General features: G+C 42.0%; 14 protein-coding genes. 12 read left to right on the forward strand and 2 right to left on the reverse strand.

All coding sequences use genetic code 11. The features are described from left to right. Positions 1 to 10: 10 nt before the first annotated feature. From D1B31_RS08300 to D1B31_RS08340, 9 genes are all read left to right on the forward strand, one after another. Complete coding sequence (locus D1B31_RS08300; RefSeq protein ID WP_118920286.1) at positions 11 to 370, forward strand: rhodanese-like domain-containing protein; 360 nt, start codon at positions 11 to 13, stop codon at positions 368 to 370. Between the two features lie 26 nt (positions 371 to 396). After that, positions 397 to 693, forward strand: coding sequence for a rhodanese-like domain-containing protein (locus D1B31_RS08305; protein ID WP_118920287.1), 297 nt, complete (start codon positions 397 to 399; stop codon positions 691 to 693). Positions 694 to 728: 35 nt separating this feature from the next. After that, on the forward strand, positions 729 to 1,295 hold the full coding sequence (locus D1B31_RS08310; RefSeq protein WP_118920288.1) for a sulfurtransferase TusA family protein: 567 nt from the start codon (positions 729 to 731) through the stop codon (positions 1,293 to 1,295). 98 nt (positions 1,296 to 1,393) lie between these two features. Continuing rightward, positions 1,394 to 2,521, forward strand: a complete 1,128-nt coding sequence (locus D1B31_RS08315) for an MBL fold metallo-hydrolase (RefSeq protein ID WP_118920289.1) — start codon at positions 1,394 to 1,396, stop codon at positions 2,519 to 2,521. Between the two features lie 13 nt (positions 2,522 to 2,534). After that, positions 2,535 to 3,311, forward strand: coding sequence for a sulfite exporter TauE/SafE family protein (locus tag D1B31_RS08320; RefSeq protein WP_118920290.1), 777 nt, complete (start codon positions 2,535 to 2,537; stop codon positions 3,309 to 3,311). Positions 3,312 to 3,478: 167 nt separating this feature from the next. Next, positions 3,479 to 4,654, forward strand: coding sequence for a tetratricopeptide repeat protein (locus D1B31_RS08325; RefSeq protein ID WP_118920342.1), 1,176 nt, complete (start codon positions 3,479 to 3,481; stop codon positions 4,652 to 4,654). A 145-nt stretch (positions 4,655 to 4,799) separates the two neighbouring features. Beyond that, entirely contained in the window at positions 4,800 to 6,470 is a 1,671-nt protein-coding gene (locus D1B31_RS08330; RefSeq protein WP_118920291.1) for a glycoside hydrolase family 13 protein, read from the forward strand. A 16-nt stretch (positions 6,471 to 6,486) separates the two neighbouring features. Beyond that, positions 6,487 to 7,008 (forward strand): methylated-DNA--[protein]-cysteine S-methyltransferase, encoded by a 522-nt coding sequence (locus D1B31_RS08335; protein ID WP_118920292.1) that lies wholly within the window; start codon positions 6,487 to 6,489, stop codon positions 7,006 to 7,008. Positions 7,009 to 7,301: 293 nt separating this feature from the next. After that, a complete protein-coding gene (locus D1B31_RS08340) occupies positions 7,302 to 7,823 on the forward strand; it encodes a hypothetical protein (protein WP_118920293.1) in 522 nt (173 codons plus the stop codon). Between the two features lie 111 nt (positions 7,824 to 7,934). Here the strand turns inward: D1B31_RS08340 and D1B31_RS08345 are convergent, their stop codons facing one another. Further along, positions 7,935 to 8,780, reverse strand: a complete 846-nt coding sequence (locus D1B31_RS08345; protein ID WP_118920294.1) for a hypothetical protein — start codon at positions 8,778 to 8,780, stop codon at positions 7,935 to 7,937. Between the two features lie 437 nt (positions 8,781 to 9,217). On the opposite strand from D1B31_RS08345, the gene D1B31_RS08350 reads away from it, so the two are divergent. Further along, positions 9,218 to 9,937 (forward strand): toast rack family protein, encoded by a 720-nt coding sequence (locus D1B31_RS08350; protein WP_118920295.1) that lies wholly within the window; start codon positions 9,218 to 9,220, stop codon positions 9,935 to 9,937. A 175-nt stretch (positions 9,938 to 10,112) separates the two neighbouring features. Here the strand turns inward: D1B31_RS08350 and D1B31_RS08355 are convergent, their stop codons facing one another. Next, positions 10,113 to 10,895, reverse strand: coding sequence for an SDR family oxidoreductase (locus D1B31_RS08355; protein ID WP_118920296.1), 783 nt, complete (start codon positions 10,893 to 10,895; stop codon positions 10,113 to 10,115). A 201-nt stretch (positions 10,896 to 11,096) separates the two neighbouring features. On the opposite strand from D1B31_RS08355, the gene D1B31_RS08360 reads away from it, so the two are divergent. Both D1B31_RS08360 and D1B31_RS08365 read left to right on the forward strand, forming a co-directional pair. After that, positions 11,097 to 13,055: an LTA synthase family protein gene (locus D1B31_RS08360; RefSeq protein ID WP_118920297.1), complete on the forward strand. Its 1,959-nt coding sequence runs from the start codon at positions 11,097 to 11,099 to the stop codon at positions 13,053 to 13,055. 68 nt (positions 13,056 to 13,123) lie between these two features. Beyond that, on the forward strand, positions 13,124 to 14,596 hold the full coding sequence (locus D1B31_RS08365) for a PAS domain-containing sensor histidine kinase (RefSeq protein WP_118920298.1): 1,473 nt from the start codon (positions 13,124 to 13,126) through the stop codon (positions 14,594 to 14,596). The last annotated feature ends 27 nt before the right edge of the window (positions 14,597 to 14,623 follow it).

A 14,623-nucleotide genomic window follows, 5' to 3' on the forward strand; every position in this document is an offset into this window, starting at 1 on the left:
AGGGTTCTGATTGGACTATTTAAACTGGCTTTTAATTGGCATCACCGGATTTTTCCTGCTAAAACAATTCCTTCCGGCAAAAGGCGTCCGCAATATAGGGGTTGCGGAATTAAAACCAATGCTGAAGGATCAAGCCATTCAATTCGTTGATGTGAGGAACCCCGGGGAATTTAGAGATCGCCATATTCATGAGTTTAAAAACATCCCGCTTCACCAGCTTTCTCAAAAGGCTTCCCAATTGAATAAGGAAAAGGAAGTGGTTGTCATTTGCCAAAGCGGGATGCGCAGCAGTAAAGCAGCCAGACAGCTAAAGATACTTGGTTTTAATAACATTACAAATGTCAAAGGCGGCATGAGCGCCTGGTTATAATTTTGCAAAAAGGGAGAGGGAATACCATGAAGGAAATCTCACCAAAAGAATTGGAACAGTTGCTGGCTAATGGGGAAGCATTGAATATCATTGACGTCCGCGAGACTGATGAAGTGGCCGAAGGAAAAATCCCGGGGGCGGTCAATATTCCGCTCGGCCTGATTGAATTTAGGCTGAATGAACTTGATAAAGAGAAGGAATATGTGATGGTCTGCCGCTCAGGCGGACGAAGCGGGAGAGCCTGCAAATTCCTAGACAGCTACGGCTTTAAGACAGTGAACATGGCCGGGGGAATGCTTGCCTGGGCAGGGATTATCGAATAAATTCTTGTAAATGAAAGAATAGAGGGGAATGACAAATCGTGATAAAAGCAGATATTCAGTTGGATGCAACGGGCCTTGCCTGCCCAATGCCGATTGTCAAAACGAAAAAAGTGATGGCAGCACTTGAAGAAGGGCGGGTGCTAGAAGTAGAGGCAACCGACAAAGGCTCAAAGGCCGATCTGAAAGCCTGGGCGGAGAGCACCGGCCATCAATACCTTGGTACTGTTGAAGAGGGAGATGTCCTCAGGCATTACCTGCGGAAATCATCCGGCGAGGAAAAGGAAGAGAGAAGCTTTCCTCATACAATCAGCAATGAAGAGCTCGAGCAAAAGCTGAGTGCCAATGACCCCTTCGTCATTCTTGACGTCAGGGAGGAAGCAGAATTTGCCTTTAGCCACATTCAGGATGCTGTAAACATTCCGCTTGGCGAACTGGAGGAGCGATTAGGTGAAATAGACAACGATCAACCGGTTTTTGTTGTGTGCCGGACAGGCAGCCGGAGCGATCTTGCTTGCCAAAAGCTTGTTGAAAAAGGGTTCAAGAATGTGAAAAACGTTGTACCAGGAATGAGCAAATGGAATGGGAAAAAGGAAAGCTTATAATCAAAAATGAAAACTATGAGGAAATCCTAAAGATGTAATGGATCAGGATTCCTCTAAAATTTTACCCAAAATAATACCATGGGGGGTATAAGTGAATCATGACTGTAAAACAAATAACTGCGAAAGAAGTTACAAAAAAGATTATTGACAAGGAACCTTTATTCATCCTGGATGTCCGGAATGAGGCTGATTTTAAAGATTGGAAAATAGAAGGCCATTATTTCACTCATTTGAATGTCCCTTATTTCGAGCTTTTGGACGGAGTGGAAGACGTACTTGAGCAACTGCCGAAAGATAAGGACGTTCTCGTTGTTTGCGCAAAAGAAGGCTCATCAATCATGATTGCGGAGATGCTTTCCGAAGCAGGCCGGGACGTATCCTATCTTGAAGGCGGAATGAAGGCGTGGAGTGAATATCTTGAGCCGGTAAGGGTCGGTGATATAAATGGCAATGGCGAGCTTTATCAATTCGTTCGGATTGGAAAAGGCTGCCTATCCTATATGGCGGTATCAAATGGGGAGGCTGCTATTATTGACGCTACAAGGATGACGGATGTCTATCTTGATTTTGCAAAAGAGTTAGGGGCCAAAATTACCCATGTCTTCGATACCCATCTGCATGCCGACCATATCTCAGGCGGCAGAAGGATTGCCGAAGAAACAGGGGCTGCATACTGGCTCCCTCCGAAAGATGCGACAGAAGTGACCTTTGATTACGAACCGCTTGTGGATGGAAACGAAGTGAGGATTGGCGATACAAGTATAAACATCCATACGCTTTATTCTCCAGGACATACAATTGGTTCAACTTCCTTTGTCATTGATGAGAAGTACCTGCTATCAGGCGACATTCTGTTTATTGATTCTATTGGGCGTCCGGATCTTGCTGGCATGGCGGAAGACTGGGTTGGAGATTTAAGGGAATCACTTTATAAGCGTTACAGGAAACTGTCAGACGAATTAATTGTCCTTCCTGCCCATTTTATGATTATTGATGAACTGAACGAAGATGGAAGTGTCGGCAAAGAACTTGGTATTCTTTTTGCTGAAAACCATGGGCTGAATATAGAGAGCGAGACAGAATTCAGAAGGCTTGTAACGGAAAATTTGCCTCCGCAGCCTAATTCTTATCATGAAATCCGGCAGACGAACATGGGCAAGATGACTCCTAATTTGGAACAGCAGCGTGAAATGGAAATTGGTCCAAATCGCTGCGCCGTTCGATAAGGGGATGTTGGCTTTGGATATCTCCTTTATTGTAACGATTTTTCTAATTGGCTTTATCGGTTCATACATTTCCGGTATGCTCGGGATTGGCGGGTCGATTATTAAATATCCGATGCTTCTTTACATTCCGCCTCTTTTTGGCCTGGCTGCATTCAGTGCCCACGAGGTTTCCGGCATTTCCGCCGTCCAAGTCTTGTTTGCCACAATCGGCGGGGTATGGGCTTACCGAAAAGGCGGTTACTTGAATAAGACATTGATCATTTACATGGGCAGCAGTATTTTGGCCGGCAGCTTCATCGGCGGATTCGGCTCGAAGCTTATGTCCGAGGCTGGGATCAACATCGTCTATGGGATTTTAGCTCTGATTGCAGCGGTGATGATGTTTGTTCCCAAGAAAGGCATTGACGATATTCCACTAGACCAAGTGAACTTCAATAAATGGCTGGCGGCAGGCCTGGCGCTGATTGTCGGGATTGGTTCAGGCATCGTTGGAGCGGCGGGAGCGTTCCTTCTTGTTCCAATCATGCTTGTCGTTCTTAAAATCCCGACAAGGATGACGATTGCCTCCTCGCTAGCGATCACGTTCATTTCGTCCATTGGGGCTACGGTTGGCAAAGTGACAACAGGGCAAGTTGCCTATTTTCCGGCATTCATTGTGATCATTGCCAGCCTGATCGCCTCGCCGCTTGGAGCCGCGGCAGGGAAAAAGATGAATACTAAAGTTCTCCAGATAATCTTGGCGGTCCTCATCTCGGCAACTGCGATTAAGATCTGGCTTGATATTCTTTGAAAAAACGGCAGCCCCCGGTGGACTGCCGTTTTTCACTAGAGTAATGGTTGTTTTTAAAACAGACTTTAATGAGTTAAGATGAAATAGTTAGAGGAATAATGGACTATATGAGGTTTCTCTTATTCCACTCCATTGATCGTTTTGGAAAAAGGAAGGTGCATCACCAGATGGAATATACACAATTGGATTCACAGTTAATAACTGCTAGTGAAGAAGGGGATACAGCAGCTATCCAACAGCTGTTAAGAGAAGGCGCTAGCGTCAAATTCAAGGATGAAGACGGTCGCACGGCGCTTATGGCTGCTACCCAGAAAAACCAGCTGGAAGCGGTAAAAATTTTACTCGAGGCGGGCAGTGATGTAAATACAAGCGATAATACCCAACTGACACCGTTCATTTGCGCGGGGGCGAATGGGTTTCATGAAATACTGAGCCAGATGCTGGGTTACGGCGCAGATTTAGGCAAAGTAAATCGTTTTGGCGGGACGGCGCTGCTGCCGTCCAGTGAAAAAGGATACTTGAAAACTGTCCAGAGGTGCCTTGATGCGGGAATCCCTGTTAATCACGCCAACAACCTTGGCTGGTCTGCACTTCTTGAATCCGTTATTTTAGGGAACGGGGGCCGCCTCTACTCTTTCATGATTGAACTCCTCGTACATGCAGGAGCTGACCCACATTTGAAGGACTTTGACGGCAAATCCTCCATTGATCATGCAAAAGAACTGGGACAGGAGAAGGTTTACAGCATTTTGTCAGGAGCATTTACTGAAAAAGATCCTTTTATTCAGGAAGTGAAAGCCCTGTACCTTGAAGACCGTTACGAAGAGGCGATTGCTAAGCTTGATGAGGCACTGAAAGACAAACCGGATAACACTGATGTTTATTTTTATCGAGGTTATTGCCTTCAGGAATTGAAAAGATATGAAGAAGCTTTGGAGACATTTAACAGAGGATTAGCCATAGATGCAAATGATCTTGACTTTTATTTTTACACGGCCAATTGCCTGAGGCTGATGAACAGAACAGAAGATGGCTTGACTGAGTATGATAAAGCGGTTGGGCTTAATCCAACAGAAACTTTTTATCGATACCACAAATCGAACTATTTACGTGAACTCGGCAGGCATGCGGAGGCTGTAGAGGAAATGGATCGCCTTCTTGCCCTCCAGCCGAACAGATACGACTTTTCATTCCATAAAGCGAACAGCCTGCGATCGCTAGGAAAGCACGAGCTAGCAATCGAAGCAATAGAAAAGGCGATTGCCATTCATCCTGATAATCCGCTTTACCACAAACACAAGGAACAATCTCTTAAATTGCTACCCAAGTCTACTCTTACATAAGCCAGCTCTTTAAAGGCTGGCTGGTAAGACCGTTTTTTGGACCGGCTGAAAGATTGGAAAATATATGCTACACTTATTGGGGTTTGAAATAATTAGAAATCAAGAAAAAATTCATAGATTTCATGATATATTTTGAGGTGGAATGATGACTAAAAAATGGTGGAAAGAAAGTGTCGCTTATCAGGTTTACCCAAGAAGTTTCATGGACAGCAACGGCGACGGAATCGGTGATTTGAAAGGGCTTACCCTGAAGCTTGATTACCTAAAGGATTTGGGCATAGATGTCATCTGGCTGTCCCCGATGTATAAATCCCCTAACGATGATAATGGCTACGATATATCTGATTACCAGGATATTATGGAAGATTTCGGGACGATGGAGGATTTTGATGAACTGCTTGAAGAGGTGCATAAGCGGGGAATGAAAATGATCCTTGATCTCGTCATTAACCATACGAGTGATGAGCATCCTTGGTTCATCGAGTCGCGCTCATCGAAAGACAGCTCGAAACGGGACTGGTACATATGGCGGGATGGTAAGGATGGGAAGGAACCGAATAACTGGGAATCTATCTTCAGCGGACCGGCCTGGAAATATGATGAAGCAACAGGGCAGTATTTTATGCATCTTTTTTCGGCAAAGCAGCCTGATCTGAACTGGGAAAATCCTGAGGTCAGAGAAGTTCTTTATGAAATGGTCAACTGGTGGCTAGAAAAAGGAATTGACGGGTTCCGGGTCGATGCCATTTCTCATATCAAAAAAGAACCGGGACTGCCTGATATGCAAAATCCGGAAAACCTTGAGTATGTTTCGTGTTTTGAATATATGATGAACGTAAACGGGATTGATGAATTCCTGTCCGAGTTTTCGCGTGAAACGATAAAAAATTATGATGTGATGACAGTCGCGGAGGCCAATGGCGTCCGGCTCGTCGATGCCGACAAATGGGTTGGCGAGGAAAATGGCTATTTTAATATGATTTTCCAGTTCGAATTCTTGGACTTGTGGGATAAGAAAACAAAGGATTCAGTTGATGTAGTAGCATTGAAGCGCGTTCTGACCAAGTGGCAGAAAGGCTTGGAGGGAAGAGGCTGGAATGCGCTCTTCATCGAAAACCACGATCAGCCGCGCCGTGTTTCAAGCTGGGGGAATGACCGGGAGTTTTGGAAGGAAAGCGCCAAAGTGCTCGGCGCTATGTACTTTTTGATGAAAGGGACACCTTTCATTTACCAGGGGCAGGAAATTGGCATGACAAACGTCAAATTCCCAAGAATAGAAGATTATGATGATGTTGGGATGATAAATTACTACAAGATAGAAAGCGAAAAAGGCCGACCGCACGAGGAAATTATGGAGGTTGTCTGGAAAAGGGGCAGGGACAACTCCAGAACCCCGATGCAATGGGATTCGACTCACATGGGCGGCTTTACAAAAGCTGATAAAACGTGGCTTGGGATTAATCCGAATTTCAGGGAGATTAATGTGGAAAGCCAGCTTGCCGATGAAGATTCCATCCTGAACTTTTATAAAAAGATGATTCGTCTCAGGAAGGAAAACCCTCTCTTTATATATGGCCAATACGAGCTCTATCACCCTAATCATCCAAAGTTATTTGTCTATACGCGTACACTTGGCAGGCAGAGAGCCATTATTATCTGTAATCTACACGGCACACCGACTAGATACAAAATGCCTACAGCCATTTCCTATAAGTCAAGTGAACTGGTCCTACAAAACTATGAAATACGGGACACTCGTTTAAGAAGGGAATTTACATTGAGGCCGTTTGAAACGAGAGTCTATTTCCTTAAATAAGGAAGGGGAAAGGAAAATGGCAAATAGTCCGAAGTCTATATACTGGTCAATGTTTGAAAATAAAATTGGGCCAATGGTTGTTGCTGCTACGGAAAAAGGGCTCTGCTATGTAGGGTCACCAGGCAAAGGCATCGGCGAACTGGAGAAGTGGGCCGTGAAATACTACCCAGGTTCCAGTCTGAATGAAAACGAAGAGGTAGTAAAGATCTATACGGCGGAACTTGCCGAGTATCTAGAAGGAAAAAAACAGTCTTTTTCCGGAACTTTAGATTTTAAAGGCACCCCCTTTCAGGAAAGCATTTGGGCGGCATTACGGGAAATTCCTTATGGCAAAACAACCTCGTACAGTGAAATAGCTCAATTAATTGGAAAGCCGGCAGCTGTCCGGGCAGTGGGAACGGCTATCGGGGCCAACCCGCTATTAATCGCTATTCCTTGCCACCGTGTCATTGGAAAAAGTGGAGCGATCACCGGGTACCGCGGCGGGCTGGAAATGAAGCAGCATTTACTTCAGCTTGAATCCGCCGGCACAAAGTAAACTTAATATTTATTGAAGGCAGGAATTCGGGGGCGGATTTCTGCCTTTTGTTGTGGTTTAGAAAATTATAAAATACCAGCCTGTGGATCACTCCAAAAAAATTTGAGTGATCCGGCTCGTGGTCCTAGCTTAAAAAAGTATAACTGATACTTATATAATGCATAGGAGTGCCACATCATAATTGATAGGCGAAGGGTATTTACATACTTTATATAAAACAATATATTTTAAATAGTGTGGAAACTTCACAAGCGCTATAGTATAATTTAGTGGAAAATGGAAGGGGTTTTTTTGTGAAAAATCGTTTATTAACCTATTTTGCGATTTTTTTATTATCAATAACCTTGTATGGATGCAATAAAAATGTAGCAGCCTCAAAACAGATATTTTACTCAACCAAAGAGCAAGCAATTGTTAAATCTTTTGAATATGAAGGATTTAATACAGATAATATTCTTTCGATTGAAAAACATTCCGGGGAAGAAATAATTATATTTTTAAACAAAGGAATAGGGTTTGCATTTATTCAGAAGAATCCAAAGGGATATAGTGTCACGTTTGATGGGATATTTAGAGATTATAAACTGCAAGATCGAACAGATGGGGTTGAAAGTTTTACTTCGATCACTACACCAACAGGGGCTAAGATTCCTGTGTTAGTAGGAAAAATTTTAAACTCATCAGTAAGGGAAGTTAAAGTGACTGACAATATTTCTAATTCATATGAGGTAGTAAATATTAAGAAAGACCAAGTCTTCTGGTATTATTTTTATAAGGGTAAGTGGGAAAATAAAAAGGTTGAATATATAAAATGATAGATATTATTTAAAAATCCAAATTGATGTATTAAAAAATTCATAAAAAACAACGCTGTGGGAATGTGCCTCAGCGTTGTTTCTTTATTATATTTAAAAAGAGTAAATTTATTACCGACAGTAGGTAGAGATTTGAGTTGATGTCATTGCTGATGTCTTACCAACGAGATCTCCGCTTAATTTTCCACTACTTAGTTTTGGATATGTGCCTACAACCCATTTGGAGGATGTAACGCTACCACCCAAATAATGTCTAACATAGCCGGAGCTTTTTCTTAAATAAGGATAGAAATCAAACCAACCTCTATATTTTGGTCTAATTGTTATTGTATCTGTCCCAGACACCGTTGCAGATGAAGTGAATGTATAACTTACTCCAGCTTTAAATGCGGAGAATTCTGGTGAAGTAAGGGATACATTAAATCCATGTGATTTAGTAGCGCTATATGATAAGGACTTTGTAGAATTATCTAAAGTACAGTTATATGAATAATTTGTTGCCTTTTGAGCACTACCTGTCAAATTAGAGTAGGAAGACTCAGTATACTTTGTACTTACTCCCCCAACACATGCTATACAATCTGGTGTGATCTCACCTGTTGAAGTAACTTTAATTGGAACTCTTTTTGACGAAGAACTATCTCGTTCCTTCGCTTTCTTTACCTCAGCCTCTTTTAATTTTCTCTCGTTGCCTTGTTTTTTAATCTTTTCAACATATTCACCAACAGTAATTTCTTTTACTGTACCATCTTCTAAATAAGAATGTACAGATACAATTTGCGCACCGTCGCTCACATCAATAACTTGACCATCTTCAGTTACTTCTAGTGTTACTTCTCCATTAGAAACAACTTCTTTTACTTTTTTTTCCTTTTCTTTTGCGCTTGTTGTTAATGGTGAAAAAAGGGTCCCTATTAACAATGCAGTACAAAAAATAGTGCTCAGTACTTTTTTCATGTTTTCACTCCTCGTTTTCTTTATTTTCTGAATTATCTTAATACATTTTCTAATATTTAACAATACATTTTTTGGTTTTTAACATATTAAAGAGGGGTTTCCCAACCTTAAGGCCTTTAATATTTGATGTTTTTATAGATTAATTGATTTATTTATAAGAAACTGTATCTAAAACGAAAAAGTTTCCCAACTTTAATATTAGGTAACTTGATTTATTTAGTAACAAAACTTGACTATTGCACTTATTGATAAAAAACTAGTGCATACGTGTAGTGCAGTTATAAAAACTTTTTTAAGCGATCAGTTTGAGAGTTTTCAACAGCTTTTATCTTCGTTCCTAAGCCCTAAGTCTTAGCGGAAAATATGGCAGGAGGCGGTATTCATAGAACGATAACTCCATTATGATGAGGGTATAACGATGACTGGGGGAGTTTTTAATGAAAAAGTTGGTTGGAGCCTTAGTAATTGCGGCTGTGTTAATTTTTGCAGCAAGATTTGCCGTCGGGGCTATTATGGGTGGGAACAATGAGTCAGATATTCATGTTGATAAAGACAAGGCGAAAAATCTTGAGGTCGCCTTGGATATCGGAGTGAGTAAGCTTACAGTCACAGGCGGAGCGGATGACTGGCTTGAAGGAACAATCCACCATGAAGGTGCAAGGTATAAACCTGTGGTTTCCTATAAACGTTTAGGAAAAGAAGGGCGAATTAAAGTAACTCAAGAAAAAAAGAGGCTTTGGAATTTTCATTTTGGCAAAGAGGATAATGACTGGAAGATTGCCTTAACTGATGATGTTCCAATTGACTTAAAAGTCGATGCAGGTGTTTCGGATGCCACCCTTGACCTGCGGGGCATGAAATTGTCCAGCCTTGACGTTGATGCAGGGGTGGGGGACGTTGAAATCAACCTAGCGGGAGAATGGGATGAAGGTTTTCAGGCTGATGTTCAAATGGGGGTCGGGAAGACGACGGTTATTTTGCCTAAAGACATTGGAGTCAAAGTTATCGCTGATAAAGGAATTGGTAAAGTAAGTTATGACGGATTCATTAAGAAAAACGGAAACGTTTATGTGAATGAAGCATTTGAAAGTGCAAAAAAGACGATTATTGTAAATGCCGATCTTGGAATCGGGGATGTTAAATTTAAGGTGAAATAAGGAAATTATAAAATATGTCCTTGTGGAAAACTCAAAACAAGTTGTTGTAATCCAGCTCCAGCGCCTAGCCCCTCGAGGTCACAAGCCATTCCGGCCAAAAGGTTAAAGAACGAACCTTTCGTCCGGCTCGTCTTGTGCTTGTCGGGGCTGACCAAGGCGCTTGCGCATTTTGTTCTTAAAGCAGTGACTCCGCACCATCAATATAAATCTCAGTGCCGGTAATATGGCTTGAAAAATCAGAGGCCAGAAAGAAGACCAAATCGGCCACTTGCTCCGGCTTACCAGAACGGTTTTCAAGTGGCTGGTTTCCTTCGGGATACTCCACAGGAACAGTGATTTTTTCAAGCTGCTCTTCTTCCCTGAATGTATTTTCTTCAATATTTGTATCAATAGCCCCTGGGCAAATTGTATTTACCCTAATCTTATAACTGGCGAGCTCAAGAGCAGCCATCCTTCCAAAGCCAGCCTGGCCGATTTTTGAAGTACTATAGGCGGACATGCCAAAATTCTTGAAAATCCGGTTTCCGTTAATTGAACTTGTGATGATGATGCTGCCGCCATGCTTTTTCAAATAAGGAATCGCATACTTCACTGTCAGGAAGGTACCTTTTAGGTTAGTGGTGATGGTTTCATCCCACTCATCGGGCTCCAAATCCTCAATTGGCGCGACGACCCCGTTTATACCGGCGTTCGCAAAAACGATATCGATCCGGCCAAATGCTTCAACTGCTTTCGTATAAGCGTTTTTTACCTCTTCAGGTTTTGAAATATCACATTCTACAATAACAGCCTCACTGCCTTTTTCCTCAATCAATGTTTTTACTTCTTGAGCATTTTCTTCTTTTATATCGGCAAGGACGACTCTTGCACCTTCATCAGCAAGTTTAATTGCGGATGCACGACCGATTCCCGAGCTTGCGCCAGTAATAAATGCTATTTTTCCGTCAAGCAATCCCATCTCACTTGCCTCCTTTTAACAAAAAAGTTCTCTACATTCTTATCCCCAATTTATGCAGAAGGAAACATGGCGTGGAGGCGATGGATTGAAGAAATTTGTTTGGTGAAACGAAAATAAGTGATATGACGTCAGTGTAGACGAGTATACTAAATTTAGAAATAAAAATAAGTAAATGGCCAGGAGAAAGGATTGGAGTCCACCATGGCAGAGATTGTAAAGCGGGACAGTTTGCTTTTGTATGTATTTTTTTCAATGTTGTTCATCGATTTGATATTCAGGCTTGGTACAGTGGAGGTTTTTCAGAGCCGGGATTTTATTTTATCGATCATCTTTATCCTTGCCATTTCGCTGTTTCTCTATTTCCTTATCAGTTTCACCTCTGGCAGGGCGGCCAAGCATTTCTCGTCAGTGATGCTGGGTCTTATTACTTTTCTTTATCTTTCTCAATTTGCTTATTTCCGTTTTTTCAAAACGTATTACAGTGTCTACTCTGCCGGAAATGGCGGTCAGATATTGGAGTTTTGGAAGGATATTACCTCGCATTTGTTCGAACAGTTCCTTTGGATTGCAGCCATGCTATTACCGTTACTAGTCTTGATCTTCTTTGGTGGGAGATTCATTCACTTCCAAAAGCATGATAACTTCAGCAGGTTGTCCATTCTTGGCTGTTTTATCATCACCCAGCTCGCAGGAGTCGGCACTGTTTTTGCAAGCGGGAAGAAAGTGAATTCAGCCTATGACCTTTATTACAGGAGCAGCATTCCGCTCCTTTCGGTTGAACGGCTCGGCCTGCTTACGACGATGAGAGTTGACCTGCAAAGGCTTGTAACTGGATGGGCGCCAACAATCGATATTCCTGTAAAAAATAACCTGGGATGGGGGTCAAATTTACTGCCAGGCTTCCCGGATGAACAGGAAGCGCCTATCGAATACAATGTGATGAATATTGACTTTAAAGGACGAATCAGCAATGAAAAGAATCAGGAAATAAAAAAAATGCATACGTATTTCAGTCAGGTCCCGCCTACTGAAAAAAATGAACATACCGGAAAATTTAAAGGGTATAATCTTATTTTTATTACGGCTGAAAGCTTTTCTCCCTATGCGGTTCATAAGGAAATCACGCCGACCTTATATAAGCTTATTCATGAAGGATATCATTTCAAAAATTTTTATAATCCGGTTTGGGGAGTTAGTACGTCAGACGGTGAATATGTGGCCTGTACAGGCCTTTTGCCAAAGAGCGGGGTCTGGAGCTTTCAGGAGTCAGCAGCCAACTATTTGCCCTTTGTGATGGGGAATCAACTAAAAAAGATTGGATATAACACAAAGGCCTACCATAATCATACGTTTTCCTATTATAGGCGGGATTTATCCCATCCTAATATGGGTTATGACTATAAGGGGCTTGGCAAAGGGCTCACAGTTAAAAAGACGTGGCCGGAGTCAGACATAGAGATGGTTGAAAAAACGGTTCCCGAATACATTGGCAGCGAACCTTTTCATGCTTATTACATGACAGTCAGCGGACATATGCAATATTCTTTTGGCGGAAATTATATTGCCTGGAAAAACAAAAAGGCTGTCGAAGGGCTTCCTTTATCGAATCAGGCAAAAGCCTATATCGCTACTCAGGTTGAGCTGGACAGGGCGCTTGAAAAACTGTTGAAGGAATTGGAAGCTGAAGGGAAAGCGGACCGGACCTTGATTGCTCTCAGTGCGGACCATTATCCATACGGACTGGAAGAAAGGACAATTGATGAACTTGCCGGGCACAAAGTTGAGAAAAACTTCGAACTTTATAAGAGCCCTTTCATACTGTATGCGAAAGGGATGGAGCCTGAAGTAATTGACAAGCCGGCTTCAAGCCTCGATATCATTCCGACTCTGTCAAACTTGCTTGGGCTTGAATACGATTCCCGGCTGCTTATGGGAAACGATATTTTTTCCAATTCCCCTCCGCTTGTTGTATTTTTAAATAAAAGCTTTATTACGGAAAAGGGAAAATACAATTCGGTCACAGGGGAATTTACAAGTACGGGAGCAGAGGAAGTAAATCAATCCTATCTTGATCGAATTTCGATGATGATTCAGGAAAAATTTTATTACTCTGCAAAAATATTAGAAACGGATTATTACAGAAAAATATTTAACCCTTAAAATCTGGAAATTAGACCTAGGAAGAAGCATCACGCTTTTTTGCCGATATGAATTATAGGAGGTATCTTATGTCCGATAGCACCCAGTTGTTTGGCGATAACCATCATTCCGCTGATTTTGATGCGGATCAATTAATTGATTTGTTTTTAAATTGCAACCCCGACGGGTTTGCTATTGTGGACATGGACAACCGCTTTGTCAAAGTCAATCCCATGTACTGCAAGATTTTCGGGTTTGAGGAACACGAACTGATTGGCCGGAATGTACATGAATACCTCAACTCAGAACGAGTAATGAGAACGATTGAAGAAGTGAAAAAAGGAAGGATGTTTACAAATATTAAATCCCGGAGCTTCCGTAAAGATGGCCGATTGATAGATATTGCCGTCTCCTACTCTCCTTTTCGGAATGCGAAGGAAGAAATTATTGCTGTTATTGTCATAGTCCGGGATATAACAGACGCGAAGGTTCTGGAAAGAGAATTGGAGCGGACCCAGGAACTATACAGGCTAATCACTGAAAACACAAGCGATTTAATCAGTGTGTTCGCAAATACAAAGGAACGGACATTTATTTATGCTTCGCCTTCCCACGAAAAGCTATTTGGTTTACCGATTTCAAAAATTGTCGGCAAAAGCTTCTATGATTTCGTTAGCTCTGAGGATGCCGGGAACTTTGAATTGCTTTTGGAACGGTATCGTAAAACGGGGGAACCAATCATTTTTGAAAAAGAATTGAAGTTGTCTTCAGGAAAAATTGTACATCTGGAATACAATATTTCCCCCACCTATAATGATAAAAAAGAAATCGAAACATTTGTGGCGGTTGCTAGAAACAATACCGATCGGGTCAATAATGAAAAAGCACTCCGTAATTTGGACCGCCTTTCGATTATTGGCCAGCTTGCCGCTGGAGTCGCACATGAAATCAGGAACCCGCTTACTTCACTTAAAGGATTTTCTAAGCTTCTGCAAAATGACACATCGAGGGATAAGCAGGAACAATATCTTGATATCATTAGGAATGAACTGGACAGGATTGACATGATCGTCAATGAATTTATGTCCCTTGCAAAACCACAGGCCATCCAGTTCAGTAAAGTCCAATTAATTTCCATTGTTGAGAGCACAATCAATATCCTCCAGCCGCAAGCAATGCTGCATAACGTCCAAATAAAGACGGATTATCCTGCGGAAGATATTGAATTACTTTGCAGTCCGAACCAGCTTAAGCAGGTTTTCGTAAACTTTATCAAAAATGCCATTGAGGCTATGCCAGATGGAGGAAATGTATTTATAAAGATTCGGAGGCTCACTAACCGAAGTGTTCTCATCGCGTTTACTGATGAAGGGACAGGGATTGACCCGGATGTGATCAAATTCCTGGGAACACCATTCTATACGACAAAGGATAAAGGAATAGGGCTCGGTTTGACCGTCAGCAATAAAATTATCCAGGAACATAAGGGTAGTATGAAAATTGACAGCCAAGCGGGAATCGGCACGACCATCAGTGTCGAACTGGAATGTCTGGAACCATAGAAAAAGGCGTATGGATAGCCCATACGC

Source organism: Neobacillus notoginsengisoli, from assembly GCF_003515685.1.
GTDB classification, from domain to species: Bacteria; Bacillota; Bacilli; order Bacillales; family Cytobacillaceae; genus Bacillus_D; species Bacillus_D notoginsengisoli.

Bases quoted from the DNA above. Each gene is read 5' to 3' on its own strand.
- D1B31_RS08360 (WP_118920297.1), top strand. From the start codon at position 11,097: ATGGCAGAGATTGTAAAGCGGGACAGTTTGCTTTTGTATGTATTTTTT.
- D1B31_RS08355 (WP_118920296.1), bottom strand. From the start codon at position 10,895: ATGGGATTGCTTGACGGAAAAATAGCATTTATTACTGGCGCAAGCTCG.
- D1B31_RS08315 (WP_118920289.1), top strand. From the start codon at position 1,394: ATGACTGTAAAACAAATAACTGCGAAAGAAGTTACAAAAAAGATTATT.
- D1B31_RS08335 (WP_118920292.1), top strand. From the start codon at position 6,487: ATGGCAAATAGTCCGAAGTCTATATACTGGTCAATGTTTGAAAATAAA.
- D1B31_RS08345 (WP_118920294.1), bottom strand. From the start codon at position 8,780: ATGAAAAAAGTACTGAGCACTATTTTTTGTACTGCATTGTTAATAGGG.
- D1B31_RS08325 (WP_118920342.1), top strand. From the start codon at position 3,479: ATGGAATATACACAATTGGATTCACAGTTAATAACTGCTAGTGAAGAA.
- D1B31_RS08305 (WP_118920287.1), top strand. From the start codon at position 397: ATGAAGGAAATCTCACCAAAAGAATTGGAACAGTTGCTGGCTAATGGG.
- D1B31_RS08350 (WP_118920295.1), top strand. From the start codon at position 9,218: ATGAAAAAGTTGGTTGGAGCCTTAGTAATTGCGGCTGTGTTAATTTTT.
- D1B31_RS08365 (WP_118920298.1), top strand. From the start codon at position 13,124: ATGTCCGATAGCACCCAGTTGTTTGGCGATAACCATCATTCCGCTGAT.
- D1B31_RS08330 (WP_118920291.1), top strand. From the start codon at position 4,800: ATGACTAAAAAATGGTGGAAAGAAAGTGTCGCTTATCAGGTTTACCCA.